The sequence below is a fragment of the Pseudoxanthomonas sp. genome, from assembly GCF_027498035.1.
In the GTDB taxonomy this organism is placed as follows: domain Bacteria; phylum Pseudomonadota; class Gammaproteobacteria; order Xanthomonadales; family Xanthomonadaceae; genus Pseudoxanthomonas_A.
On the sequence record NZ_CP114978.1, the window covers coordinates 3,582,703 to 3,608,842 of the forward strand.

18 protein-coding genes and 1 pseudogene are annotated in these 26,140 nt (G+C 67.0%); 15 read left to right on the forward strand and 4 right to left on the reverse strand.

What is annotated here, in order from left to right:
• Positions 1 to 7: 7 nt before the first annotated feature.
• From mrdA to glnE, 8 genes and pseudogenes are all read left to right on the forward strand, one after another.
• Positions 8 to 1,843: pseudogene (gene mrdA, locus O8I58_RS15665) on the forward strand (penicillin-binding protein 2); the annotation flags it as partial.
• Between the two features lie 227 nt (positions 1,844 to 2,070).
• Positions 2,071 to 3,186 (forward strand): rod shape-determining protein RodA, encoded by a 1,116-nt coding sequence (gene rodA, locus O8I58_RS15670; protein WP_298318077.1) that lies wholly within the window; start codon positions 2,071 to 2,073, stop codon positions 3,184 to 3,186.
• A 110-nt stretch (positions 3,187 to 3,296) separates the two neighbouring features.
• Positions 3,297 to 4,460 (forward strand): lytic murein transglycosylase B, encoded by a 1,164-nt coding sequence (mltB, locus tag O8I58_RS15675; protein ID WP_298318080.1) that lies wholly within the window; start codon positions 3,297 to 3,299, stop codon positions 4,458 to 4,460.
• Positions 4,457 to 5,857, forward strand: a complete 1,401-nt coding sequence (locus tag O8I58_RS15680) for a septal ring lytic transglycosylase RlpA family protein (RefSeq protein ID WP_298318083.1) — start codon at positions 4,457 to 4,459, stop codon at positions 5,855 to 5,857. Before mltB ends, O8I58_RS15680 begins: the two co-directional genes overlap by 4 nt.
• 78 nt (positions 5,858 to 5,935) lie before the next feature.
• Positions 5,936 to 7,132: a D-alanyl-D-alanine carboxypeptidase family protein gene (locus O8I58_RS15685; protein ID WP_298318087.1), complete on the forward strand. Its 1,197-nt coding sequence runs from the start codon at positions 5,936 to 5,938 to the stop codon at positions 7,130 to 7,132.
• A 227-nt stretch (positions 7,133 to 7,359) separates the two neighbouring features.
• Positions 7,360 to 7,638, forward strand: coding sequence for a DUF493 family protein (locus tag O8I58_RS15690; protein ID WP_298318090.1), 279 nt, complete (start codon positions 7,360 to 7,362; stop codon positions 7,636 to 7,638).
• Positions 7,639 to 7,652: 14 nt separating this feature from the next.
• Positions 7,653 to 8,345, forward strand: coding sequence for a lipoyl(octanoyl) transferase LipB (gene lipB, locus O8I58_RS15695; protein ID WP_298323057.1), 693 nt, complete (start codon positions 7,653 to 7,655; stop codon positions 8,343 to 8,345).
• 521 nt (positions 8,346 to 8,866) lie between these two features.
• Entirely contained in the window at positions 8,867 to 11,668 is a 2,802-nt protein-coding gene (gene glnE, locus O8I58_RS15700) for a bifunctional [glutamate--ammonia ligase]-adenylyl-L-tyrosine phosphorylase/[glutamate--ammonia-ligase] adenylyltransferase (RefSeq protein ID WP_298318092.1), read from the forward strand.
• Between the two features lie 30 nt (positions 11,669 to 11,698).
• Here glnE and O8I58_RS15705 read toward each other — a convergent pair whose 3' ends face one another.
• Positions 11,699 to 12,652, reverse strand: coding sequence for a mitochondrial fission ELM1 family protein (locus O8I58_RS15705; RefSeq protein WP_298318094.1), 954 nt, complete (start codon positions 12,650 to 12,652; stop codon positions 11,699 to 11,701).
• A 171-nt stretch (positions 12,653 to 12,823) separates the two neighbouring features.
• Here O8I58_RS15705 and O8I58_RS15710 point away from each other — a divergent pair, with 171 nt between their 5' ends.
• Entirely contained in the window at positions 12,824 to 13,414 is a 591-nt protein-coding gene (locus O8I58_RS15710; RefSeq protein WP_298318095.1) for a malonic semialdehyde reductase, read from the forward strand.
• 81 nt (positions 13,415 to 13,495) lie between these two features.
• Positions 13,496 to 14,074 carry a YceI family protein gene (locus tag O8I58_RS15715; protein ID WP_298318098.1) on the forward strand — a complete coding sequence of 193 codons (579 nt, stop codon included), beginning with the start codon at positions 13,496 to 13,498 and terminating at the stop codon, positions 14,072 to 14,074.
• Between the two features lie 190 nt (positions 14,075 to 14,264).
• On the opposite strand, the gene O8I58_RS15720 is transcribed toward O8I58_RS15715, so the two are convergent.
• Both O8I58_RS15720 and O8I58_RS15725 read right to left on the reverse strand, forming a co-directional pair.
• Positions 14,265 to 15,389, reverse strand: a complete 1,125-nt coding sequence (locus tag O8I58_RS15720; RefSeq protein ID WP_298318100.1) for a trans-sulfuration enzyme family protein — start codon at positions 15,387 to 15,389, stop codon at positions 14,265 to 14,267.
• A complete protein-coding gene (locus O8I58_RS15725) occupies positions 15,379 to 16,035 on the reverse strand; it encodes an HAD-IA family hydrolase (protein ID WP_298318103.1) in 657 nt (218 codons plus the stop codon). Before O8I58_RS15725 ends, O8I58_RS15720 begins: the two co-directional genes overlap by 11 nt.
• 342 nt (positions 16,036 to 16,377) lie before the next feature.
• Between O8I58_RS15725 and O8I58_RS15730 the strand changes: the two genes are divergently transcribed.
• From O8I58_RS15730 to O8I58_RS15750, 5 genes are all read left to right on the forward strand, one after another.
• A complete protein-coding gene (locus O8I58_RS15730; protein WP_298318105.1) occupies positions 16,378 to 19,128 on the forward strand; it encodes a TonB-dependent receptor domain-containing protein in 2,751 nt (916 codons plus the stop codon).
• Between the two features lie 186 nt (positions 19,129 to 19,314).
• Positions 19,315 to 20,925, forward strand: a complete 1,611-nt coding sequence (locus tag O8I58_RS15735; protein WP_298318108.1) for a flavin monoamine oxidase family protein — start codon at positions 19,315 to 19,317, stop codon at positions 20,923 to 20,925.
• Positions 20,926 to 20,939: 14 nt separating this feature from the next.
• Complete coding sequence (locus tag O8I58_RS15740) at positions 20,940 to 21,374, forward strand: c-type cytochrome (RefSeq protein ID WP_298323059.1); 435 nt, start codon at positions 20,940 to 20,942, stop codon at positions 21,372 to 21,374.
• Positions 21,375 to 21,418: 44 nt separating this feature from the next.
• A complete protein-coding gene (locus tag O8I58_RS15745) occupies positions 21,419 to 21,922 on the forward strand; it encodes a RidA family protein (RefSeq protein WP_298318110.1) in 504 nt (167 codons plus the stop codon).
• 29 nt (positions 21,923 to 21,951) lie between these two features.
• Positions 21,952 to 23,178, forward strand: coding sequence for a pyridoxal phosphate-dependent aminotransferase (locus O8I58_RS15750; protein WP_298318113.1), 1,227 nt, complete (start codon positions 21,952 to 21,954; stop codon positions 23,176 to 23,178).
• Positions 23,179 to 23,292: 114 nt separating this feature from the next.
• On the opposite strand, the gene O8I58_RS15755 is transcribed toward O8I58_RS15750, so the two are convergent.
• Positions 23,293 to 26,052 (reverse strand): winged helix-turn-helix domain-containing protein, encoded by a 2,760-nt coding sequence (locus tag O8I58_RS15755; RefSeq protein ID WP_298318115.1) that lies wholly within the window; start codon positions 26,050 to 26,052, stop codon positions 23,293 to 23,295.
• Positions 26,053 to 26,140: the final 88 nt, after the last annotated feature.

Below are 26,140 nucleotides of genomic sequence, written 5' to 3' on the forward strand. Positions count from 1 at the left end.
GCCTGGCATGTCACGCCGCCGCCCGGTCAGGAACGCCCACGCCGAAGCCGATCAGTTCCGTCGTCGCGCGGTGCTTGGTTTCATCGGCGTGTTCCTGTGCCTGGCAGGGTTGGGCGCGTGGTATTTCAAGCTGCAGGTGGTCGACCACGCCGAGTACGCCACGCGTTCGGATGCCAACCGCATCAAGCTGCGCCCGGTGGTGCCGGCGCGCGGCAGCATCTACGACCGCAACGGCGTGCTGTTGGCCGAGAACATTCCCGCCTTCCGCCTGGACGTGGTGCCCGACCAGGCCGGCGACCCGGCCAACTGGCTGGACGCACTGGGCAAGGTGATCGCCCTGGACCCGGAGGAAGTGCAGCACTTCCTGGCCACGCGCAAGGTCAGTCGCGGCTTCCGTGGCATCACCATCAAGCCCAAGTTGAGCGAGGAAGAAATTGCAGCGCTGGCGGTGAATCGCTGGCGCTTTCCCGGCGTGGAAGTGGTGCCGTATCTCACGCGCCACTACCCGTACGGGGCGCTGACCGCGCACATCATCGGCTATGTCGGGCGGGTGGACGAGGCGGACCTGCAGCAGCTGGGCGAGGTCAATTCCGCCCTGACCCACACGGGCAAGACCGGGCTGGAGCGCTATTACGAAACCCAGCTGCGCGGCAAGGTGGGTTACGAAAAAGTCGAGACCAACGTCGAAGGCCGCGCGCTGGGCGTGATCGGCCGGGTGCCGGCGCAGGCGGGTACCGACCTGAAGTTGTCCATCGACATCCGCCTGCAGCAGGCCATGACCGAGGCCTTCGGCCAATACGAAGGCGCGGCCGTGGCGATGGATCCACGCACCGGCGAGATCCTGGCGATGGTCAGCCTGCCCAGCTTCGACACCAATCTGTTCGTCAACGGCATCTCATCCAGGGACTTCAAGGCACTCAACGACAATCCCTCGCGCCCGCAGTTCAACCGGCTGGTGCTGGGCGGCGTGGCGCCGGGCTCGACGATCAAGCCGATGATGGGCCTGGCCGGCCTGGACAGCGGCACGCGCAAGCCGCAGGACAGGATCCTGTCCACCGGCATGTTCTACCTGCCGGGCGTGAGCCGCGGCTGGGGCGATTCGCACCGCGGCGGCCATGGCTGGACCGACCTGCGCAAGTCCATCGCCCAGTCGGTCAATACCTACTACTACAAGCTCGCCATCGACATGGGCATCACCAAGGTCGACGAGTACATGACCAAGTACGGCTTCGGCAGTCCGACCGGGATCGACCTGACCGGCGAGATCGGTGGCATCGTGCCGTCGCCGGCATACAAGATGAAGAGCCGGAAAGAGGGCTGGTTTCCTGGCGATACGGTCAACATCGCCATCGGCCAGGGCGACTGGAAAGTCACGCCGCTGCAGCTGGTGCGTGCGGTGTCGGGGATTGCCGATGGCCAGCTGCGTACACCGCACCTGGTGATGGACCAGCGCACCGGTTTCGATCAGTCCTGGCAGCCGACCACGCGTGGGCCGATCAAGCCGATCAGCGACAACCCCGGCAACGTGCAGTGGGTGCGCGAAGGCATGATGGACACCATGCGTCCGGGCGGTACCGGTTATGCCATCACCGGTGGCGCGCCCTATCAGATGGCTGGCAAGACCGGCACCGCGCAGGTCGCCAGCCGCAAGGGCACCGCGGCAGTGGATCCGCGCAGCCTGCCGATGCACCTGCGTCACCGCGGCCTGTTTGAAGGTTATGCGCCGGCCGAAGCGCCGACCATCGCCGTGGCCGTGGCGGTAGAGGCGGGCGGCTTCGGCACCAGTTCGGCCGCGCCGATCGCGCGCAAGATCTTCGATGCGTGGCTGCTGGGCAAGATGCCGGGCACCGATGAGAATGCCAGCGAAGTCATCGCCACCGAGGCCGAGGGCGAGCAGGCAGACGCGAATGCCGAGCAGGGCGTGGACGATGTCGATCCGGCGCTGGTCCAGCCGCAGGCCAAGGCCGCGCCTGTCGCGCCCACGCCAGCGCCGGGCGCGTCGCCACCGGCCACGGACGAGAGCGTGGAAACCGCCGAACCGACGCCACCGGCCGACGAGCCCACTTCGCCATGACCGAGTTGATCCGCTATCTGGGCGACCTGGCCTGGCGCTTCCTGCGCAGCCTGGACTGGGTGCTGTGCCTGGCCTTGCTGGGCGTGATGTGTTTCGGCCTGGCGGTGATGAAGAGCGCGGGCGGTGCCACCGGCGGTACCCATCTGGTGATCGCCCAGGGCCTGCGTTTCGTCATCGGCCTGGGTGCGATGTGGGCGTTGTCGCGGGTGTCGCTGCCGCGCCTGCGCGCCTGGACCCCGCTGACCTATGCCTTGTCGATGCTGCCGCTACTGGCGGTGTTCGTGCTGGGTACCGGCAAGTACGGTCGCCAGTGGCTGGACCTGAAAATCTTCTACCTGCAGCCGGCCGAGTTGCTGAAGATCAGCATGCCGATGATGGTGGCCTGGTATCTGTACCGCGTACCGCTGCCGCCCCGGATTTCATCGGTGCTGGTAGCGGCGGTGATCATCGGCATTCCGACCGGGCTGATCATGCTGCAGCCGGACTTCGGCACCGGCGTGCTGATCGCGGCGTCTGGTGCATTCGCATTGCTGCTGGCCGGCCTGCCGTGGTGGTGGGTGGGCATCGGCGTGGCCGGCGTGGCCAGCGCGGCGCCGGTGGCGTGGTTCTTCCTGCTGCGGCCCTACCAGAAGGACCGCATCATGATGTTCCTCAACCCCGAGAACGACGCACTGGGCGCGGGCTGGAACATCATCCAGTCCAAGATCGCGATCGGCTCCGGCGGCCTGACCGGCAAGGGCTGGGGGTTGGGCAGCCAGTCGCACCTGAACTTCATTCCCGAGCAGACCACCGACTTCGCGTTCTCGGTGCTGAGCGAGGAGTTCGGCTGGATTGGCGTGGCCACGGTGCTGACGCTGTACCTGGTGATCGTCGGGCGCTGCCTGTGGATCGCGATGGAGGCGCGCGACACCTATTCGCGCGTGCTGGCGGGTTCGCTGGGACTGGCGTTCTTCGTCTACGTGCTGGTCAACGGCGGCATGATTTCCGGGCTGCTGCCGGTGGTGGGCGTGCCGATGCCGCTGATGAGTTACGGTGGCACCTCGGCGGTGTCACTGCTGGCCGGGCTGGGGCTGGTGATGGCGGTGCGTTCGCACCGGCCGGTGAACCGCTGACCCTGCGGCTGTGACCGGCCGTGAAATCGCGGTTGCACATGAACAAACGCGGGCAAGTGACTGACAAGTCAGGGTTCATTTCCCGTTTGTGCGTGCTAACCTCGCGCCCGATGATCCGACGTGCTCTTGCCTGCTTGCTCACGCTTGGCCTGGTCGCCTGTGCGACCCAGCCCAAGCCCTCGACTCCTCTGGAACAGACCGCCCAGCAGCCCGCGTCCACGCGGCCGCCGCTGCCGGTGCCTGGTTCGAAACCGGCCGAGACTGCGGTCGAGCAGCGTGCCGATGCCAGGCTGCTGGACCTGACGCCGGTGCCGTTCGAGGTGTCGCGCGCCAACTTCATCCGCGACACGGCCACGCGCTTCAACCTGGATCCGGCCTGGATCGAAGCCACCCTGGCCCGCGCCAACTGGCGCGAGGACACCCTCAAGCTGATGTCCAAGCCGGCCGAGCGCACCATTGGCTGGAACGAATACCGCCCGCGCTTCATCACCGATGCGCGCATCGGTGCCGGCCAGAAATTCCTGGCCACGCACCGCGCCGAGCTGACCCGCGTGCAGGAGCGCACCGGCGTGCCGGCCGAGATCATCGTCGCGATCCTGGGCGTGGAAACCAGCTACGGCGGCTATACCGGCAAGACCCCGGTCATCGATGCGCTGTACACACTGGCGTTCCGCTATCCGCGCACCGGCGATCCGGCACGCGCGCAGTACGAGGCGCGGCGCGAGCTGTTCTTCCGCGATGAGCTTGCCCAGCTGTTCGCCTTGTCGAAGGAACAGAACCTGGACCTGACCACGCTGACCGGCAGCTATGCCGGCGCGATGGGCCTGGGCCAGTTCATGCCGTCCAGCTACCGCGATTTCGGCGTGGATGGCGATGGCGACGGGCGGATCAACCTGCTCACCGATTTCGACGACATCTTCTCCTCGGTCGCCAACTACTTCGTCAAGAAGGGCGGCGCCTACGGTTGGGAGCGCGGCGGTCCGGTCGCGGTGCAGGCCACGCTGGCGCCGGGCAGGGAGGCGTTCGATCCGCTGGACTGGACGCCCACCTGGACCCAGGCCGATCTGGCCGCGCGCGGCTACACGCCGCTGGGCCCCGTGCCGGCCGGTGAAACCGCAACGCCGGTGACGCTGGCGGCGGCCAACGGCCCGCAGTACTGGCTGGGTTTCCGCAACTACTACGCGATCACCCGCTACAACAACTCCAAGATGTACGCGATGGCCGTGTGGCAGCTGTCCGAAGCCATCGCCGGCCGGGCGTTGCCGCCGGCATGAAGACCTGGCTGCTCCTGCTGGTCGTGATCACCCTGGCTGCGTGCAGCAGCACGCCGCGCAAAGCCGCCAGGCCCGGTGATGCCATCGTGTCCGTGCCCAAGGGTGCGCAGGCACCGGGCGCGGTCGCTGCTGGCTGCCATGGCCGTTACGCCCCGGCGCAGGAAGACCTTTCCACGCGCGGCAACTACACCGCCGGAGGGCTGTACAAGCCGGGTGTGTCCGACAGCACGCCCACCGATGTACCGGACGTGGACTGCATTGCCGAACCGCGGATTGCGTCCGAGCCGCTGTCCGACTATGGCAACAAGTCGCCGTATACCGTGCTGGGCAAAAACTACAAGGTGCTGGATACCGCCGCCGATTACGACGAGAAAGGCCTGGCTTCGTACTACGGGCAGAAATTCCATGGCCGCAAGACCTCCAACCACGAGGTCTACGACATGTACCAGTTCACCGCCGCGCACAAGACGCTGCCGCTGCCCAGCTTCGCGCTGGTCACCAACCTGGACAACGGCAAGGACGTGATCGTGCGGATCAACGACCGTGGCCCGTTCCACGACGGCCGCGTCATCGACCTGAGCTACGCCGCCGCGGTCAAGCTGGGCATCACCGCGCGCGGTACCGGCCGGGTCGAAGTGAAGGCGCTGCACCCGGACGATCCCAAGCTGTCCAAGCTGCTGGCGGGCCGCAACACCGGTGCCAGCCGGGTGGCCACCACGGTCGCCACCGGCGTGCCGACCACGATTGCGACCGGCAAGCCGGCGGCGGTCAAGCCGTCGGGCATGGACCAGCTGGTGGGTGGATTGCCGGCCAAGGCCGCAACGCCGACCGCCGCTGTGCCTGCGACCGCCACGCCGACTGCGCCCACCATCGCGGCAGCCGGCGCCAAGGCTGGTCCCGGCGATCCTTCGCTGCGCTATCACGTGAATCCCAATAGCAGGGAGCCGGCCAGCGCTGATCGCTTCGAGGCCTGGATGCAGACTCAGGGCGTGCACGTGGCGACCGGCAAACCGGCGACCCTGGTGGCCAGGACTGCCCCGGCGGGCGCCGCTGCCGGCACTGCATCGGCCACCGTTCCGGCGATCGCGACAGCACCGGCCGCCAAGCCTGCCGTCGCGCCCGCGCGCACGCCAGAGGTCACCAGCGGTGGTTACGGTGAAGCGGCCATGGCCGTGCTGCTGCAGGTGGCCAGCTTCGCCAGCCGTGACAATGCCGAAAAGGCCGTGGCCAGGCTGGTCGCGGCCGGGATTTCCACCGCTTCGCTGAGCGATGTGCTCGCCGGTGGTCGCACCCTGTGGCGCGTGCGGGTCGGTGCAGCGGACAATGCCGGGGCCGACGCGCTGGCTTCGCGCATCGCCGGCCTGGGGTTTTCGCGCCCGCAGGTCGTGCGCGAGTGAACCAACGCCGCGGGCCGTGGTCTTTGGCCTGCTGCTGATTTTCCCAACTCTTCCAAGATGCCTAGGGGTATGTTTTCCATGAAGTTCCGTTTCGCCTTCGCTGCCCTGGCAACCGCCGCCTTCGGCGTGGCCATTGCCCAGACGCCGCCGCCGGATGCGAGCACCGCGCCGCCGCCCGAAGTGCAGATCCCCGACGCGCCGGCACCGGCGGTGTCCAAGGCTTGGATCGTCATGGACGCGGCCAGCGGCCAGGTCCTGGCGGGCCAGAACATCAACGAGCACCTGGCCCCGGCCAGCATGACCAAGGTGATGACCTCCTACGTGCTGGCCGCCGAGCTGAAGAACGGCAAGATCAAGCGCGACGACCAGGTGATGATGACCGAGCGCGCCTGGCGCGAGGGCGGCGCCGGCACCGACGGCAGCTTCAGCGGCTTCCCGGTCAACCAGACCGCGCGCCTGGAAGACATGGAAAAAGGCATGGTGGTGCAGTCGGGCAACGACGCGGCCATCGCCCTGGCCGAGCACACCGCCGGCAGCGAGGAAGCCTTCGTCCAGCTGATGAACGCCTATGCCCAGCGCATCGGCATGAAGGATTCGCACTTTGCCGACGTGCACGGCCTGGCCGCCGACGGCCACTACTCCAGCGCCTACGACATGGCGCTGCTGGGCCGCGCGCTGATCCGTGATTACCCGGATACCTACGCCTACAACAAGATCAAGGAAATGACGGTCAACGGCATCACCCAGCCGAACCGCAACCTGCTGCTGTGGCGCGACGCGAGCGTGGACGGCATCAAGACCGGCCATACCTCGCAGGCTGGCTACTGCATCATGAATTCGGCCGTGCGCGGCGACCAGCGCCTGATCACCGTGATCATGGGTGACGTGTCCGAAAAACAGCGCGCCAACGATTCGCTGGCACTGCTGAACTGGGGTTTCCGCTTCTTCGAAACCCACCGCCTGTACGAGCCGGGCAAGGTCCTGGCCACGCAGAAGGTGTGGAAGGGCGCGACCCAGCAGGTCCAGCTGGGCGTGGCCGCGCCGCTGCTGGTCGGCGTGCCGCGTGGCAAGTACGAACAGCTCAAGCCGACCATGGACGTGGCCAAGCAGCTGGTGGCGCCGATCAAGAAGGGCCAGCAGGTCGGCACGGTCAAGGTGAACCTGGATGGCAAGACCATCGCCCAGGCGCCGCTGGTGGCGATTGATGGCGTGGAAGAGGGTGGCTTCTTCCGCCGCCTGTGGGACGCCTTCTGGATGTGGTGGGAATCGGTCTGACGCCTCGCCGCGGCTGAACCGATAACGTGAAAAAGCCGGCCAATGCCGGCTTTTTCGCATCTGCAGCCGGCATGGCCCGGATCAGGGCGCGGGCCGCATCCGGGGCTGTCCGTTTCCGGACCGGGTCCGTCGCGGCGTGCCGGAAAGCCCCGGATGCGCTGGCTGGCGTGCCGTCGGGCTTGGGGGACGCCTTGGGTTTGGCCGGGCTCGACCCGATAATCCCGGGCATGGATATCTCTTCTGACAACCCCGATCACGGCTTCCAGTTCCCCGGCACCTTCGAGCTCAGCGCCATGGGCACGGCCGGCATCGCGCTGGAAACCGAACTTCCGCGCCTGCTGACCGCCGCCGGCATCAACGTGCTGGAAGAGCGCGTCAGCTGGAAGCATTCGTCCAATGGCAAGTACGTCTCGGTGCGCATCGCCTTCCACGCCGAAGACCGCGCCCAGTACGATGCCGCGCACGAAGCCCTGCGCGACCACCCGGAAGTGAAGTGGACGATCTGACCGCGGCCTGCGCGCTGCCGGACGCCGAGGCTGCCGTCGCGCGCGCGCCGCTTCCAGCCAGCGTGCACGACCTGGGGCGCCAGCCGTACGAACCGGTCTGGCGTGCCATGCAGCGCTTCACCGATGCGCGCGACGAATCCAAGCCCGACGCGTTGTGGGTGGTGGAACATGATCCGGTCTTCACCCTGGGCCAGGCCGGCAAGCCCGAGCACGTGCTGGCCGCTGGCGACATCCCGGTGATCCACGTCGACCGCGGCGGCCAGGTGACCTATCACGGCCCCGGCCAGCTGGTGGTGTATCCGCTGCTGGACCTCAAGCGCCTGAAGATCGGCGTACGCGACTACGTCTGCCTGATCGAACAGGCCATCATCGATACCTGCGCCGAGTGGAACATCACCGCCGAGCGCAAGGACGGCGCGCCGGGCGTGTACGTGGCCGGTGCCAAGATCGGCGCGCTCGGCATCCGCGTGCGTCGCGGCTGCACCTTCCATGGCCTGAGCTTCAATATCGCCATGGATCTGGAGCCGTTCCAGCGCATCAATCCCTGCGGTTACCAAGGCCTGCAGACCATCGCGCTGTCCGACCTGGGCGGACCGGCGTCGATCGAGACGGTGAAGACGGTGCTGCTGGAGAAGATCGCAGCGTTGTTCAAGCTGGAACTAACCCGGGTCGATGGACTGCCGGACGCGCTGCGGGCGGGCGAATAGCCACAGCACAATTGGAACTGGAATGATCGGCGCAAGATGGAAAAATGCTTCCGCCGGCCCCAAGGGCGGATTGGCGGATGCGGCAAACAGCATGGTCTGCAGCAATGCAGCGGCCAACCACAGCCCGAGCGACAACGTCACATGCCAGGCTTCGTTGCGACGCAGACAAGGCCTGAGCACGCCGGCCGCCACGCCAAGGCCCTGACGACAGATAAAAGACACCGCCCAGTAGCGCGTAGGACAACCTCGGCTCGCTCAGCGCTGGGCCAAGCCCATTTTCGAGCGCGTCGGCAATAACCGTCCAGACGCATGACGCCATGCTGGCAGCAGGAATCCCCAACAGCAGCAGATAGCCAAGGCCAGCCAGCAGATCCATGCCGAGCTGCCTGCCTGAGCGGGGCACTGGGCGTCGAGCCGCCGAAGCCGGCAATTGCGATCGCGGTGCTTGATAAGGATTGGGCTGCATACGCTTTCCTTGCGCTGGAAACATCCTGACAGCGGCTGATGCACACTTGCCGCCCATGACCAGTGTGCCAGACCCCATTGCCAAGGCCCTGCGCAGATTGCGCGACGCGTCGCCGGAGATCGCGCAGGCGCTCGCCGCGTCCGAGGTTGAAGCGCAGCTCGCGTGTTTGGCGCAGGCCAGCGACTTCGCCATCGATACGCTGTGCCGCCAGCCCGCCCTGCTCGCGCACCTGTTGAAAGACGCCAGCCGCGCGCTTGAAGTGCCGATGCTGTCGGCGACATCGCCCGAGCAGTGGCCCGCGCTGCTGCGTGGCTACCGCACCGCTGAATCCACCCGCCTGATCTGGCGCGACGTGGTCGAGGGCGCCGATGTCGATGAAATCCTGGCGGGCAGCACGCGCCTGGCCGAGGTCTGCCTGCAGGCCGGGCTGGCGGCGCTGGAAGGCGAGTTCGTCGCCAAGCATGGACAGGTCCGCGATGCCGAAGGCCAGGTCGTGCGGCTGGTGGTGTTCGGCCTGGGCAAGCTCGGCGGCGGCGAGCTGAATTTCTCGTCGGACGTGGACCTGGTCTACGCGTTTGCAGCGCAGGGCGAGTCCGATGGCCCGCGGCCGCTGGCGGCCGAGGAGTATTTCGCGCGGCTGGGCCAGCGCCTGGCACGCCTGCTGGATGAAATGACCCCCGATGGTTTCAGCCATCGCGTTGACCTGCGCCTGCGCCCTTACGGTACCGCCGGGCGCGTGGCGCTGTCGTTCGCGGGCATGGATCGCTACTTCCAGCAGGAAGGCCGCGACTGGGAGCGCTATGCCTGGCTCAAGGCGCGTGCAGTGGCAGGGGATATCGAGGCGGGTGAAGCGTGGCTGCAGACGCTGCGCCCGTTCGTCTACCGGCGCTACCTGGACTTCACCGCACTCGATGGCCTGCGGGCGATGAAGGCGATGATCACGGCCGAAGTCGCGCGTCGCGAAATGGCCGATGACATCAAGCGCGGTGCGGGCGGGATTCGCGAGATCGAGTTCCTTGCCCAGGCCTTGCAGCTGGTCCACGGCGGCCGCGATGCGCGCCTGCGCCAGCGCGGCTTGCGCGCGGCACTGGCGGCGCTGGTGGAAGCACGGCTGCTGTCAGCCCCGGTGGCTGATGGATTGCGCACGGCGTACCGCTTCCTGCGCGTGCTGGAGAATCGCCTGCAGATGCTGCGTGACGCGCAGACCCACACGCTGCCCGACAACGCGGACGATGCGGCGCGGATCGCGGCCTCGCTGGATTTTTCCGATATTGCGGCGCTGCGCGCTGCCCTGCAGGTGCAGCGCGATGTCGTGTCCGCGGCGTTCGCACCGCTGATGGCTGCGCCGGAGAAGGCGCAGGACAGCAGCGAACTGGCACCGTTCCAGCGGATGCTCGACAGTCGCGATGCGGAAGACGCGCTGGCCGAAGCCGGGTTCGCCGATGCCGCGCAGGCCAACACGCGACTGCGTGATTTCCTCAAGGCACCGGGGGTGGCTGCGCTGTCCGACGTGGCGCGTGCGCGGCTGGATCGGGTTCTGCCTGCGGTGCTGCAGGCCGCGTCCTTGTCCGCCCAGCCCGATGCGGCCCTGCAGCGCAGCCTAGCCTTGCTGCAGTCCATCCTGCGCCGCGCGAGCTACCTGGCGCTGCTGGATGAGGCGCCGCGCGCGCTGGCGCGCCTGGTGGACGTGGTCGCGCGCAGCGCCTGGCTGGCCGAACGGGTCGCGCAATATCCGCTGCTGCTCGACGAACTGCTGGATGCGCGTGCGGCGGGTCCGTTGCCGGATCGCGCGGCGATGGCGACGGCATGCAATGCAGCCTTGAACGAACTCGACCCGGAGCTGGCCCTGCGCCGGCTCAATGAAACACGCCTGGCGTTCGGCTTCCGCATCGCGCTGGCGGCGCTGGACGTGCGCCAGCCCGCGGACGATTCGTCGCGGCAACTGGCCTGGCTGGCCGATGCGGTCTGCAGCGTGGTGCTGCGCATGGCGCGCACCGCGGTGGAGGACGCGCATGGACATGTCGCCGATGGCCAGTTCGCGCTGGTCGGTTACGGCAGCCTGGGCGGCGAGGAAATGGGCTTCGGCTCGGACCTGGACCTGGTGTTCCTGTTCCGTGCGCCGGCCGATGCGATGTCCGATGGTGCGCGTGCACTGGATGCCGCGCGCTGGCATCTGCGCCTGGCCCAGAAGGTCGTGGCCTTGCTGGAAACCATGACCAGTGCCGGGCGCCTGTTCGCCGTGGACGTGCGCCTGCGCCCGGACGGTGCCAAGGGCCTGCTGGTGACTTCGCTGGACAGCTACACCGACTACCAGCGTCATCGCGCCTGGACCTGGGAACACCAGGCGCTGGTGCGCGCGCGTGCCGTTGCCGGCGATGCGGCATTGCTAGACGCCTTCGAGCAGACCCGCGCGCAGACGCTGGCGACCGAGCGCGACCCGGACAAGCTGCGCGAGGACGTGCTGCACATGCGCAGCCGCATGCGGGCCGAACTCGACCGCAGCACCGCCGGCCGCTTCGACCTGAAGCAGGGCGCGGGCGGCCTGGTCGATCTGGAATTCCTGCTGCAGGCGCTGGTGCTCGGGCATGGCGCCCGGCAACCGGCACTGCTGGCGCCGCGCAACACGCGCGCGCTGCTGCAGGCGATGGTCGAAGCATCGCTGCTGATGCCCGCGGTGGCCGCGCAGCTGGTCAATGCCCACACCACGCTGCTGGCCGCCGGCCTGTCGTGCACGCTGGACCGCCGTCCGCGCCTGACGCAGCCGACGCCGGAGATCCTGCAGGCGCGGGCCGATGTCACCGCCGCGTGCGAAGCCGGTGGCCTTGCGTTCGTCGCAGGACGTGACGAAGCCCTTTGAGGGGCGCGTGCACAGGAGAAACGGTCGCGGCTACGCGATGGCCAGGCGCTGTTTGACCTGCGCGGCAATCCGCACGGTCTCGCGCAATGGCAGTACCTGGAAAGGTTCCAGTGCTTGGTCCAACACATGGATGCGTCCACGTTCAAGCAAGGCATGCAGGAAGTGCTGCGGGCGGCCGCGCACGCGCCCGGGCGCATGTACGTACACCGGTGCGTGCGTGGCGCAGGCTTCGGAGAGCATGTTCACCGAGTCGGCCGTGCAGACGATGCGCCCGGCCCAGCCGAGCAGGCCGGCATACGGATTGACGCCGTCGCGTTCGTCGCACCACAGCAGGTGCGAGGTGCCGGCATAGCGTTGGCGCAACGCGGCGACGACTTCGGCCGGCGTGCGCCGCGAGGTGGCGATCATCAGCGTGCCGCTTTCGTCCCGCACCACGGGGTCGATCGCTGCGCAGAGGCGCTGGACCTCGCCGGCATCGAGTGCCGCATGTGCGCTGGGGCCGCCGACCAGCAGCGCGGTGCGCGGGCCGGGCAGGGCGCCGAGTTGCGGGAACTGCTGGCGCGCATCGGCCAGCCACGCGTCGTCCACCGGGTTGAGGCTGCCGAGCAGGGTCAGCACGTTGTCGCCGCGCAGGCGGTCGTGCTCGGGGACGATCAGCAGGTCCCAGTGGCGCGGGTCGATGCGTGGGTCGAGGATCTGCACCGCGCAGCTGCCACGCGCACGCAGCAGGCGGGTCGCCAGCGCGGCCTGGCGTCCGCAGCCGATGGCCAGCGTCGGCGTGTGTGCAAGGGCGGCCTGGAACTGCGGGCCGAAGGCGGTGTCACTGCCGGGCAGCAGGCGGGGCGCCAGCGGCTTCCATGGCGCGCGTGTCCGCAACACCCAGTCGCGTGCGGGCAAGGCCAACGCATGGGCCAACGCCGTGGCCTGACGCACGTTGCCTGCATGGCCGTCGGTCAGGGTCCAGGTGCGTGGGGAAGAGGTCATGGTGGGCGTGCAGCCGGCGAAACAGGCAAAGGGAAAAACGCAGCTTTGTTCTGGAACCCAAAACAATCCGTTGCGGATTGCCCGGGTGTTGCACCAGCGGCCACACCCTACACTGCCGCCCTGCATCGGGTGAAGCCATCCGCTGCGCCCTTGTCCCCATGGAGCTGTTCGATGTCCCAGACCCTCGATGCCGCCGCGCTGGACCAGCTGTTCCGCACGGCGCGCACCCAGAACGCGTTCACTGACCAGCCGGTCACCGATGAAGAACTGCACGCGCTGTACGAACTGCTGAAGTGGGGTCCGACCGCGGCCAACGGCACGCCGGCGCGCTTCGTGTTCGTGAAGTCGCCCGAAGCCAAGGCCAGGCTGAAGCCAGCGCTGTCGGACAACAACACCGGCAAGTCGATGGCTGCGCCGGTCACGGTGATCGTGGCGCATGACCTGGACTTCCACGAGCAGCTGCCCGTGCTGTTCCCGCATGCCGATGCCAAGGCCTGGTTTGATGGCCCGCAGGAGGCGCGCGTGGAAGCGGCCTTCCGCAACGGCACGCTGCAGGGCGCCTATCTGATCCTGGCCGCGCGCGCGCTGGGGCTGGATGCCGGCCCGATGTCCGGTTTCGACAATGCCAAGGTCGACGAGGCGTTCTTCGCCGGGACCTCGATCAGGTCCAACTTCTTGGTCAACCTGGGCCATGGCGATCCGGCCGGCGTGTTCCCGCGCCTGCCGCGCCTGTCCTTCGACGATGCCGCGCGCATCGCCTGATCCAGCACGGTTTCCGATTCACCTGGCGGCAACGCCACCGCTGTTCCCTTAGCCGCCACACACCACCCTAGGAGTTCTTCCATGCGCAAGTTCCTGCTCGCCGCCGCCCTGTCCGCCCTGGTCGCCCCGGCGTTCGCTGCTCCTGTCACCTACAAGCTCGACCCGACCCACACCGACGTGATCGCCACCTGGAACCACTTCGGCTTCTCCAACCCTAGCGCCCATTTCGGCGATGCCGATGGCAGCGTCACCTATGATGCAGCCAAGGTGTCGGCTTCCAGCGTGCAGGTCACCTTCCCGCTGACCGGCCTGGACACCTTCGTGCCCAAGCTGACCGCGCACCTGAGCGGCGACGAATTCTTCGACGCGGCCAAGTTCCCGAGCGCGACCTTCAAGAGCACCAAGGTGGAAGCCGCGGGCAAGGACAAGCTGAAGGTCACTGGCGACCTGACCATCAAGGGCATCACCAAGCCGGTCGTGCTGAATGTCACTTTGAACAAGCTCGGCGAGCACCCGATGAAGAAGACCCAGTCGATCGGTTTCGACGCGACCGCCACGGTCAAGCGTTCGGACTTCGGCGTCGGTGCCTACGCGCCGATGGTCAGCGATGAAGTGAAGCTGCACATCACCACCGAAGCCGACGCGCCGAAGGCCCAGTGATGTTGCGATGGAGTCGGTGATCGCGCCGGCTCCATCCGCAAAATAACAACGCCGCCGGGTGCGAATCCGGCGGCGTTGTCGTGTCTGGAGGAACCGCTTCAGCCGGCAGTAGAGCGGGTCTTGACCCGCCGTCCCCGCCGGCCAGGAGCGGCGGGTCAAGACCCGCCCTGCGAAGCCGAATGTCTGTGCGTCAGGCCTGCGCGAGCGCCTGGGCGAAGTCGCCGACCAGGTCGTCGATATGTTCCAGGCCGACCGACACGCGCAGCAGGTTGTGTGGGGTGACCGATGCCGCACCTTCGACCGAGGCGCGATGTTCGACCAGCGATTCGCAGCCGCCCAGCGAGGTGGCATTGGTGAAGAGTTTCAGTGCACCGGCGACGGCCAATGTGGCCTCGCGGCCGCCGGCGATCTGCACGCTCAACATGCCGCCGCCATCACGCATCTGGCGCTTGGCGAGGTCATACGCAGGATGCGAGGGCAGGCCGGGGTAATGCACTGCTTCGACCTGTGGCTGAGCGCTCAGGAATTCGGCCAGTGCCTTGGCGTTGGAACAATGCAGGGCCATGCGTGCCGGCAACGAGCGACAGCCGCGCAAGGTGAGCCAGGCGTTGAACGGTGCCATCACCGCACCGGTGATGTGCAGGCGATGGGCGACGGCGCGGTACAGGTCGTCCTCGCGTGCGAACGCCAGCGCGCCGCCCAGCACGTCGCTGTGGCCGCCGAAATACTTGGTGGTCGAATGCATGACGATGTCCGCGCCCAGCGCCAGCGGCTGCTGCAGCACCGGCGAGGCGAAGGTGTTGTCGGCCACCAGCAGCGCGCCATGCGTGTGCGCCAGCGCGGCCAGCGCGGCGATGTCGCTGACCTGCATCATCGGGTTGGAGGGGGTTTCGACCCAGATCACATCGATGCCGTTGGCACAGGCGGCGGTGACGGCGGCCAGGTCGGTCATGTCCAGGCGCTGCACCTGCATGCCGCGTTCGGGCAGGTATTCGGCGGCCAACAGGCGCAGGCCAGCGTAGCAGTCGCTGGGAATGATCAGCCGCGTGCCCGGCCGCAGGGTTTCCAGCAGGGTGGTGATGGCGGCCATGCCCGAAGCGAAGGTGATCGCCTGCGCCGCACCCTCCAGCGCGGCCACGGCTGCACGCAGGCGGTCGTTGGTGGGATTGCCTTCGCGCTGGTACTCGTAGCCGGCGATGCGCTCGGCCGCGGGGCCGTGGCGGAAGGTGGTGGCCAGGTGGATCGGCGGGGTGAGCGCGCCGGTTTCAAGGTCGTATTCGCCGCCGGCGTGGATGGCGAGGGTTTCAAGGCGCATGGGGAGCAGTTCCGGTGAGTTGATAGAAGTCGAACACGCGTCGCAGGGTCGATGCGCTGGTGAAGCCCACCGCATCCAGCCCGGCGGCGCGTGCGCCGCTGACGTTCTCGTCGCGGTCGTCGATGAACAGCGTCTCGGCCGGTGCCATGTCCAGCAGCGCCAGGCAGCGCAGGTAGGCCTGCGGCGAGGGCTTGGCGATGCCGACATCACCCGCGCCCACGACGCGCCCGGCAAACAGCGGGAACAACGGCGGGCAGATCCGCTCCAGGTGCAGGGTCAGGAACGGGCCGTTGTTGGTGAAGATGGCGACCTGCGCGTGCCGGGCGACCTGGGTGGCCAGCGCGACCATCGCAGGGTCGGCCGGCGTGGCCACGGTGCGCGCGGTGATGCAGTCGTCCAGGGTCAGGCGCGCGCCGAGCCGGCGCGAGAGCTCGTCGGCGTAATCCTCCGGCCGCCACAGGCCGATGTCGGATTCGTGTTCCAGCCCCGAATCGAACAAGGCCGCCTGCACCGCCGCCGGACTGGTGCCGCTGCGGCGGGCCAGTTCCATCAGTCGCAGCCGGCGGTCGTAGCAGGCCAGCACATCGTCCAGGTCGAACAGGACCAGGGCGGGTGGGCGCAGGCGCGGCTGTTCGAGCCGGGTCATGCGGGCAGGGCGCGCGGCAGGCGCAGGCGATGGACTGTCATGGCGGACCGTGGGGGAAGACCAGCCCGCGAGGATAGCGACAACGCCCCGGCCGGTCGCGTGCCTGCCGCCGGCAACGGCACATCCCGATGCGTGGGTGGGGCGGTGCCCAGGACTGCGCTGTGCATCGCCTACCCGATGAGGCGGCACCTACCCGCCGGCGGCGTCAACGGAACCAGTGGCCGCGGTTAGCTTCGAGTGAACGCTTGGCAGTCCCTGCGGGGACACCGATTCAGGGGGACCGGATGCCAACGCCGAATCTTCCGTCGCCTTCCTCACTTCGCCTTGCAAGGAGTCCAGGTCATGCGCAGTTGCCTCACCCGCCGTCCGCTCTCGCTCGCTGTTGCTGCTTCGCTGTGTCCTTCACCTGCTGCATTGCGCAGCCTGTCCTCGGTGCTGCTGCTGGCCACCGCGGCACAGCTGGCGCAGGCGGCCGAAGCCCCGGCGGCCGTCGACGAGGCAGATGCGGCGGCCAAGACCCTCGATTCGGTCAGCGTCATCTCCACTGGTACCCGCAAGGCCAACATGGCGGTGACCGACAGCCCGGCGCCGATCCAGCTGATCAGTGCCGAGAAGCTCTCCCAGACCGGCGCCGCCGATGTGATGAACGCCTTGGCCATGCAGGTCCCGTCGTTCAACGCCAACCAGACCGGCGGCGACATGGCCAGCCAGACCCTGACCGCAGCGCTGCGCAACCTGTCGCCGAACCACACCCTGATCCTGATCAACGGCAAGCGTCGTCATGTCACCTCCAACGCCAACGTCAGCAGTGGCGCGCAGACGGTCGACCTGTCGTTCATTCCCAAAGGGGCGATCGATCATGTCGAAGTATTGACTGATGGCGCTGCCGCCCTCTACGGCTCCGATGCCATCGCGGGCGTGGTCAACATCATCCTCAAGAAGAATTACAACGGCGGCGAAGTGGAAGCCAGCTATGGTGGCTATGGCGATGGTGGTGGGCATGATCCGCAGTTCAGCGGCAACTTCGGCTACGGCACCGACAAGGGCTACTTCAACGTCAGTGCCGAAGTGGAGAACCGCCAATCGGTCTTTCGCAATTCCAATTCGGCGGTCGGCAACTGCCTGTCTGATATCGCTGCATGCCAGGCCTATGCGACGGCCAACAACCGCACCGCACTCCTGGGCTACATCGCCAATGACCAGGGCGCGATCCAGAATCCGAACTTCCCCGCGACCAATACCTGGAACAGCCCGCCGGAGGTGCATCGCAAGGTCGGCATGTTCAACGCTGGCTACTATTTCGACAACGGCGTCGAGTTCTACGCTTTCGGTAGCTACGGCAGGAAGACCGCAAAATCTTACGAAAACTATCGCCGTCCGTCGCAGGACGGTGGCTATACCGACCCGGATACCGGTGAGGTCACTCACAAGTATGCAACCGGCTTCAATCCGATGGAGGCTTCCAAAGAGACCGATTACGACCTGACCGCTGGCTTCAAGGGCGAGTTCGGCAACGGCTGGATGTGGGATGCGTCCACTGAGTACGGTCGCAACGAGATGGACGTGTACACGCTGCACTCGATGAACTTCACCATGTGGAACGATTACGGCTACTCGCCGGAGAACTTCTACGACGGCACGTTCTACTCCACCCAGTGGGATACCAACTTCAACGTCACCAAGGACTTCGACATCGGCTTGTCCGCCCCGCTGACGTTCAACACAGGCGTGGAATACCGCCGCGACGGCTACGGCATCGAAGCCGGAGAAGCTGCTTCGTACTACGGTGCCGGTGCTTCGTCCTTCCCCGGTTACAGCCCGTCGGTGGCCAATGACTATTCGCGCCACAGCTATGCCGTATTCACGGACGTCGTGCTCAATCCAACCGAACACTGGTTGGTCGACGGCGCCGTCCGCTATGAGAAATACAGCGATTTTGGCGACAAAACCATCGGCAAGCTGACAACGCGCTATGACTTCACCGACACCTTCGCCATCCGTGCCACCGCGAGCACCGGCTTCCGCGCGCCGACGATGGGCGAGAACTATTATTCGGCCATCCAGGTGTCGCCGACAGGCGCCACCGCCACGCTTGCGGCGGCCACCGTCGGCAGTGGCTTGAAGCCGGAAACCAGCACCAACTTCTCGCTGGGCTTTGTGTTCAATCCGATCAGGAACCTGACTGCGACGCTGGATGCGTACCAGATCAAGATCAAGGATCGGACCTACATGGGGACGTTCAACTACTCCACCGCACAGAGTGCCGATACGGTAACCGGGCGGACCACCGGTTCCTGGAACGAGCTGCTGCCTGACCCGGCCGACACCAATGGCGACGGCGTCCCGGATGACAGCTACAACCAGATCCTCGGCGAGGCGCTGGTGGCTGGCGGCTTCATCAGCCAATGGGATGATCCGACCGCCTCGGGTGGCAGCATCGACCAGACCGCACGGGCCAACATCGACCTGAGCTTCTTCAGCAACGTGCTTGATACCAAGTCCACCGGCGTTGACCTGGTGGTGACCTACCTCTCCGAACTGGGCTGGGGCACGATCGACTGGAATCTTGCGGCGAACTACAGCAAGACCGAGGTGACCAGGGCCGGCCGCGCGACTGGTTTCGAGAGCATCCCGTTGTTCACCGACCTCAACATCTGGGATATCGAACACAACTATCCGAAGTACCGCATCAACCTCGGCGGCACCCTCAATGTCGGCAAGTTCGCCATCAACTTGACCGAGCAGATCTACGGCAAGCAGGACGTCACCGCCTATAACGCCGTGCTGGCGAGCAGCTATACGGCGGCCGGCCTCAGCTTCCCAATCGAAACGATCGGTGGCACCGATTACGTGAAGGAAGAAATTGGCGTGATGGCGTTGACCAATTTGAATATCGCATTCAAGCCGACCGACAAGATCACCTTCAGCATCGGCTCCAACAACATCTTCAACCAGTACCCGGACAAGATCCCATCCGCGGTCTGGAACTACGACGTGGCCAATTACCAGAACGGCAATAGCGAGTATCTGTCGGGCAGTCCGATCGGCTACTTCGGTGCCTACTACTACGCCAAGGTGAATTACCGGTTCTGATGGGACGCGGGTCCGGGCCTGCCTGCCCCGCTTGAATCCGGTACAGGCAGGCCCGGTCGGTATCCATTAGCCAGTCTCTTGATTTTTGGAATTCTTGGGGTGCCGCGGATTGCGGTGGACAGCAGCGGAGCTGCCCACTGCTTTCTGTCGGTTGCCCCCTTGTTACCCGCGAGGCGATAGAAAGCAATGCAAGACAGCGTTAGAGGTTTGATGAGTCGTCGCCAGTTGCTGGGCCGCATCGGTCTGGCTGCTGGCGGTTCCATGATGTACCAGGCCATGACGAGCCTGGGGTTTGCCGCCGAATCCGGCTACAAGGGGCCGGTGCACCTGCAGGGCAATCCGAAAGGCGCCACCGTCCTGATCCTGGGCGCGGGGCTGGCCGGCATGACCGCCGCCTATGAAATGCGCAAGGCCGGCTACAAGGTCAAGATCCTCGAATACAACGCACGCCCGGGCGGTCGCAACTGGTCGCTGCGCGGCGGTGACACCTATACCGAACTGGGCGGTGAAACCCAGCACTGCGATTTCGATCCGGGTCTGTACATCAATCCCGGTCCGTGGCGCATCCCGCACCACCACCGCGCGATGCTGGCCTACTGCAAGCAGTTCGGCGTGCCGCTGGAATCGTTCGTGCAGGTCAACTACAACGCCTTCCTGCACAACACCGATGCCTTCGGCGGCAAGCCGCAGCGCTTCCGCGAAATCGATGCCGACTACAAGGGCCACGTCTCCGAACTACTGGCCAAGAGCACGCGCCAGGGTGCGCTGGACCAGCTGGTCACCAAGGAAGACCAAGAATTGCTGCTGGAGTCGCTGCGCAACTGGGGCGCGCTGGAGAAGAATCTGTCCTACGCCGTCGGTGAGCAGAGCAGCAACCGACGCGGTTTTGCCAAGTATCCCGGCGGCGGGATCAGCGGCAAGCCTGAATTCTCCAAGCCGATGGCGGTCGAGGATGTGCTGCGCTCGCGGCTGTGGAGTTCGCTGGCGGCCGGCAACGGCATCGAGATGCAGACCAGCATGTTCCAGCCGGTCGGCGGCATGGACCAGGTCGGCAAGGCGTTCGCGCGCGAGCTGGGCCCGGGCGTGATCCAGTACAACGCCAAGGTCACCGGCATCGACCAGGACGACCACGGCGTCAGCGTCAGCTACGAAGATCTCGGCGTGCCCGGTAGCGCGCATACCGAGAAGGCCGACTGGTGCATCTGCACGATCCCGTTCTCAGTGCTCAGCCGGATTCCGGTGAAAGTGGGGCCGGCGATGGCCGAGGCGATCACCAAGCTGCCCTACGCCTCGTCGGTGAAGGTCGGCCTGCAGTTCAAGCGCCGGTTCTGGGAAGAGGACGAGGCCATTTACGGCGGCATCAGTTACACCAACCTGCCGATCACCAACATCAGCTATCCCAGCACCGGCTTCCATGCGCCGGGCAAGGGTGTGCTGCTGGGCGCCTACATCTGGGGGCTGGATGCGTTCGATTTCACTTCGCACAGCCCGGCCGAGCGCGTGCGCAAGGCGGTCGAATACGGCAGCCAGATCCATCCGCAGTACAAGCCCGAATTCGACAACGGCATCTCGGTGGCCTGGCATCGGGTGCCCAGCCATCACGGTTGCTTCGGCATGTGGAGCGATGACCTGCGTGCCCAGCATTACGCGGCCGCGTGCCAGATCGATGGGCGCATCGCGATGGCGGGCGAACACATTTCCTACATCCCGGCCTGGCAGGAAGGCGCAGTGCTGTCCGCGCACGATGTCATCGGCCGCCTGCACGCCAAGGTGATGGCGACCGGAGGCAAGGCATGAACGCACGATGGGCGATGACGACCGCGCTGGCCGCCGCGCTGCTGGCGGTCCCGGCGTGGCTGGCCGCACCGGTGCAGGCCCAGACCTCCGATGCGACCGGCCTGATCAACACCCGCGACTTCAGCCATGCCAATGGCGCGCAGGTCTACACCACCATCTGCCAGGGCTGCCACATGCCAGCCGGGCAGGGCGCGCGCGGTGCGGGCGAATACCCGGCGCTGGCATCCAATCCCAAGCTGGCCGCCGCGCCGTATGTCGAGATGATGGTGCTGTCCGGCAACGGGGCCATGCCCGGCTTCAAGGGTCAGCTCAGCGACAGGCAGGTCGCCGAAGTGACGGCCTACATCCGCACCCATTTCGGCAACCAGTTCGACGAACCGGTCACCGACGCCGACGTCAAGGCACTGCGCATGACGCTGCCCGGCCTGGCCGACGCCAGCGACGACTGATGGTTATCTTTTCTTCTTCTGTTTCTTTCCCGTACGGAGTTCCCATGCGCCTGACTCGCAGCCTTCCCCTGATGCTCCTGACGACCCTGGCGCTGCCACTCGCCGCCCAGGCCGCCGACGTGGTGCGCGTGCCGATCCCCAATTCCGATTTCCCCATCGCCGCGGCTGTGGAAGTGCCGGCCGGCAAGGCCACCATCTATGTCAGCGGCAAGGTGCCGGCGGTGGCCGATCCGTCCGCACCCAAGGATTCGGTGGAAGCCTTTGGCGATACCAAGACCCAGACCATCAGCGTGCTGACCCAGATCCAGAAACAGCTCGAAGGCCTGGGCCTGGGCATGAAGGACGTGGTCAAGCTGCAGGCCTTCCTGGTCGGTGGCCCGGAGACCGGCGGCAAGATGGATTTCAAGGGGTTCATGGAGGGCTACACGCAGTTCTTCGGCAAGGAAGCCAAGCAGATGAACCTGCCGGCGCGTTCGGCGTTCCAGATCGCCGCGCTGGGCAATCCGGGCATGCGCATCGAGATCGAAGTCGTCGCCGTGCGTCCCTGAGATGTTCTTCCCCCGTTAGGAGCTGCCCCATGAAAACCCCGATCTCACGCCGTCACTTCCTGCGGGGTTCCGCATTGGCTGCAGGTGCGGCCAGCGCGGCGCCGCTGCTGGGCCTGCCCGGCGTCGCCCTGGCCCAGCGCGCCGGCCGCTCGCGCCTGAAAGTGGACCCGGAGGCGGCCACCGCGCAGGGCCTGCCGCCGGTGATGATCAATGCCAATGAAAACCCGCTGGGTCCCAGCGCGTCTGCGCTGCAGGCCATCGATGGCATCGCGCCGCAGGGCGGCCGATACCTGGGCGAACTGCAGCAGGAGCTGGAGCAGGAGCTGGCCAGCCAGCTGGGCCTCAAGACCGAGAACATCGTGCCCTACGGCGGCTCGACGCCGCCGCTGCAGTACACGGTGATGGCCTTCACTTCGCCGGGGGCATCGCTGGTTACGGCCGATCCGACGTTCGAAGCTGGCTGGCGGGTCGCCGAGTCGATCGGCGCGCCGATGCACAAGATCCCGTTGCGCAAGGACTTCAGCCATGACGTGCAGGCCATGTGCGCGGCCGATGCCAAGGCCGGCATGCTCTACATCTGCAACCCGAACAACCCGACCGGCTCGGTCACCACGCGCAAGGACATCGAGTACGCCCTGAAGCACAAGCCCAAGGGCAGCGTGCTGGTGCTGGACGAAGCCTACATCCACCTGTCGCCGACGGCGGTGAGCGGCGCGGACATGGTCGCGGCTGGCGAGGACGTGGTGGTGCTGCGCACCTTCTCCAAGCTCTACGGCATGGCCGGTATCCGCCTGGGTTATGCGGCGGCCCGTCCCGACCTGCTGAAGAAGATGACCTACTTCGGCATCAACGCGCTGCCGGTCACGGCGATGGCCGCTGGCCTGGCCAGCCTGCGCGATCCGGATCTGGTGCCGCAGCGCCAGCACGCCAACACCGTGCTGCGCGACGAAGTCACGACCTGGCTGACGGGCAAGGGCTTTGCGTGCACGACTTCGGAAAGCAACTGCTTCATGGTCGACGTCAAGCGTCCGGCACCGGAGTTCATGGAAGCGATGGCGACCTACGGCGTGTTCGTCGGTCGTGCCTGGCCGGTGTGGCCGACCTGGTCGCGCATCACCGTGGGCACGCCGCAGGAAATGGCGCGGTTCCAGGATGCGTTCGCCAAGGTCATGGCAGGTCAGCGCGGGCCGCTGCAACTCAGCACGGCGCTGCTGCAGGACGAACGCCGCGACGGCAGCGTCACCGCCTACGCCTGATCGCCGTCGCCCGACGTAGGGCGGGTCCCGACCCGCCACCGCGATGTCCGTTGAACCATGCGAGGCGGGTCAAGACCCGCCCTGCCGGCTTCTGCGTTTCCCGAGTCCTGGGCTTCACGACGGCGGGCTGGCCGCGGCGATCAGGCCGCGTTGCAGGGCCACGCCCAGCGCTGTCGCGCGCGTGTCGGCGCCCAGCTTGCGGTAGAGGTTCTTGAGGTGGAACTTCACCGTGTTCTCCGACACCGCAAGCCTGCGCGCGATGTGTTTGTTGGAGTGGCCCTGGGCCAGCTCGGCCAGCACTTCCATCTCGCGCTCGCTGAACAATTCGGTGACCAGTGCTTCGTCGCAGGACAGCTTGTCCAGCAGGGTCTGGATGGTGAGCGCGCGGGTGGTGCCGGCGGCGGCCTGCGGGTCGAGCTGGCGCGCACCGCGCAATAGCGCTTTGGCCGGCAGGCCCGCATCCACGGCGACTTGCCAGGCGCGCGTGCCGGCGATGTGGTCCAGCGCCGCGCCGAGCGGGATCAGGGCCGCTTCGATCTGGCCGCGCTGCTGCAGGGTCATGGCCAGGCGCAGCTGCACGCGACCCAGGTGATAACGGTCGCCGGCCGCTTCGGCGGCCTGCTGCTGTTTCTGCAGGATCGCCAGTGCCTGGCCGGCACGGCCGGACTGCGCATGCCAGCGCGCCAGGGCAAAGCCGAGCGCATGTGCCTGGCGCCATCCGTGGCCGCTGCCCAGGGCATGCAGGAAGGCGGCTTCACCGCCGGAGCGGGACACGATGGCCTCGGTGGCGAGGGTGCCCGGCATGTCCAGCAGCACGTCCAGGCGCCAGGCGGTCGCCAGTTCCATCAGGCGCGTCAGGTGACGGCGCGTGGCCAGGGTGTCGATGCGTTCCAGTAGCGCGTGGGCGGCACGACCGCTGCGGTCGCGCTGGCGTGCCAGGAGCAGGGCGGTGCCGAAACCGGCGGCATATACGTCGACCCAGCCATCGTCGCGTTCGAGCGTGTCCAGCGCGCCTTCCAGCAGGTCGGCGGCTTCATCATGGCGACCGCGCTCGGCCTGCAGTTGCGCCAGCAGGCAGCGGCAGGCCGCCGCCAGCGTGGCGTCGGTGCCGTGCGGAGAGCGGGCCAATTGCAGTGCCCGCGTGTAGTGGGTTTCGGCCTGGTCCAGCGCGCCGCGATAGAAGTGGCTCTGGCCCAGGTGCACCAGCGCATAACCAGTGCTGCCCGGGGTGTCGCTGCGGGCCATGACCTCGACGGCTTCCAGCGACAGGCGCTCGGCCGCGACGAACTCACCGCGCCCGAGCGCGGTGGTCGCGCAGATGCACAGCAGGGTGCCACGCCCCAGGTGATCGTCCTGGTCCAGGGCGTTGGCCTGCGCGGTCAGCTGGGCGATGCCGCGCGCATTGCCGCAGACCAGGTCCATCAGGTCGCGCAGCAGCGCCACCACCACGGTGTAGTCGCGTTCCAGTGGTGCGCGCGCTGCCTCGGGGAAATCACGGAAGCGTTCCAGCAGCGTCTGCGCGTGGCCGAATTCGCCCAGCCGCATGTGCAGGTACGCCTGGGTGAGGTTGAGCGGTGGTGTATCGCGCACCACCCGCGGGTCGAACTGGCAGAGCAGCGCACGTACCGCGGCGGTGCCGTGTTGCAGCAGGACCTGCCAGCTGCCGGCCTGGCGGATGCATTCGGTGGCCAGGGCGACATCCTGCGCACGCAAGGCATGGCGCACCGCATCTGGCAACTGGCCGTGCACGGCGCACCACTGTGCGGCGCGCCGGTGCAGGTGGTTGACCAGCCCCGGTGACTGACGGTCCAACTGCTGGTGCAGGTAGTCGGCAAACAGCGGGTGATAGCGGAACCATTCGTGGTCGTCGTCCAGCGGCACCAGCAGGCCGTGGAAATGGCCGAGCTGCGCGAGTCGCTGGCCGCTGTCCTGGCGGGTGCGGACTGCGTCGGCCAGCGAGGCGTTGAAGCGCTCCAGCAGCGAGGTTTCCAGCAGGAAATCGCGCAGCACGGGGTCCAGGTCGTTGACGACCTGTTCGGCCAGGTACGCGGCCAGGCCGGTGGAACGGCCAGAGAATCGGGTGAGGTCATCGCTGCTCCGGCCATCGCCGGACATCCACACCGCTGCCAGGCGCACCGCCACCGGCCAGCCTTCGGTCTTGCTGCGCAGGCGGCGTGCATCGTCGTCGGAGGTGTGCGTGCCGAGCACGGCGCGGGTCTCGTGGCGGTTCATGGCCAGCTGGTTCGCGTCGATCTGTTGCAGGGCGCCGCGCACCGCCAACCGTGCAAGCGGTAGCGCCGGCGCACGACGCGTGGCCAGCAGCACGTGCAGGCGCGGGCCGCCGTGTTCAACCAGTAGGGCGATCAGTTCATCGGTGGCCGGACCGGCCGCGCGGTCGTAGTCATCCAGTACCAGGACCAGCGGCTGCTGGGCGCAGCGCACCGCACGCAGCAATGCGCTGCGGGTGGCGCCCGGGTCCAGGTCACGCCAATGGGCCACGCCCAGCGGCATGGTGTTGTTCTCGAAGCCACCGAGGCCGAGCGCCAGTGCCAGGTAGGCGAGCAGGCGGAGCGGGTCGGCATCGGCTTCGTCCAGCGACAGCCACGCCACCTGGGCATGGCCGGTGGCGAACACGTGCGCGTGCCACTGCGCCAGCAGCGTGGACTTGCCGAAACCGGGCGGCGCCAGCAGCAGGGTCAACGGCAGGGTGATGCCGGCGTCGAGCTGGGCCAGCAGGCGTTCGCGCGGAACCGTATCCACGTGCAGGCGTGGCGGTTCCAGCTTGTCCGGCAGGATCCATTCGCCCGCGTTGGTACCGTCCCGGGCAATGGCCGGGCGTGGGCCGATCAGTGCAACTGGTTTTGCTACGGGCACGTGCGTCTCCGACGTGTCCGATCTCCCCAAAGATCGGCGCTGTGCGTCCCAGCATCGAGCCACGCGCCTAAAGCGCGTTGATCCGCAT

What these genes read in the sequence shown, in the direction of transcription:
- rodA (WP_298318077.1), top strand. Translation starts at nt 2,071, where the DNA reads ATGACCGAGTTGATCCGCTATCTGGGCGACCTGGCCTGGCGCTTCCTG.
- mltB (WP_298318080.1), top strand. Translation starts at nt 3,297, where the DNA reads ATGATCCGACGTGCTCTTGCCTGCTTGCTCACGCTTGGCCTGGTCGCC.
- O8I58_RS15680 (WP_298318083.1), top strand. Translation starts at nt 4,457, where the DNA reads ATGAAGACCTGGCTGCTCCTGCTGGTCGTGATCACCCTGGCTGCGTGC.
- O8I58_RS15685 (WP_298318087.1), top strand. Translation starts at nt 5,936, where the DNA reads ATGAAGTTCCGTTTCGCCTTCGCTGCCCTGGCAACCGCCGCCTTCGGC.
- O8I58_RS15690 (WP_298318090.1), top strand. Translation starts at nt 7,360, where the DNA reads ATGGATATCTCTTCTGACAACCCCGATCACGGCTTCCAGTTCCCCGGC.
- glnE (WP_298318092.1), top strand. Translation starts at nt 8,867, where the DNA reads ATGACCAGTGTGCCAGACCCCATTGCCAAGGCCCTGCGCAGATTGCGC.
- O8I58_RS15705 (WP_298318094.1), bottom strand. Translation starts at nt 12,652, where the DNA reads ATGACCTCTTCCCCACGCACCTGGACCCTGACCGACGGCCATGCAGGC.
- O8I58_RS15710 (WP_298318095.1), top strand. Translation starts at nt 12,824, where the DNA reads ATGTCCCAGACCCTCGATGCCGCCGCGCTGGACCAGCTGTTCCGCACG.
- O8I58_RS15715 (WP_298318098.1), top strand. Translation starts at nt 13,496, where the DNA reads ATGCGCAAGTTCCTGCTCGCCGCCGCCCTGTCCGCCCTGGTCGCCCCG.
- O8I58_RS15720 (WP_298318100.1), bottom strand. Translation starts at nt 15,389, where the DNA reads ATGCGCCTTGAAACCCTCGCCATCCACGCCGGCGGCGAATACGACCTT.
- O8I58_RS15725 (WP_298318103.1), bottom strand. Translation starts at nt 16,035, where the DNA reads ATGACCCGGCTCGAACAGCCGCGCCTGCGCCCACCCGCCCTGGTCCTG.
- O8I58_RS15730 (WP_298318105.1), top strand. Translation starts at nt 16,378, where the DNA reads ATGCGCAGTTGCCTCACCCGCCGTCCGCTCTCGCTCGCTGTTGCTGCT.
- O8I58_RS15735 (WP_298318108.1), top strand. Translation starts at nt 19,315, where the DNA reads ATGCAAGACAGCGTTAGAGGTTTGATGAGTCGTCGCCAGTTGCTGGGC.
- O8I58_RS15740 (WP_298323059.1), top strand. Translation starts at nt 20,940, where the DNA reads ATGACGACCGCGCTGGCCGCCGCGCTGCTGGCGGTCCCGGCGTGGCTG.
- O8I58_RS15745 (WP_298318110.1), top strand. Translation starts at nt 21,419, where the DNA reads ATGCGCCTGACTCGCAGCCTTCCCCTGATGCTCCTGACGACCCTGGCG.
- O8I58_RS15750 (WP_298318113.1), top strand. Translation starts at nt 21,952, where the DNA reads ATGAAAACCCCGATCTCACGCCGTCACTTCCTGCGGGGTTCCGCATTG.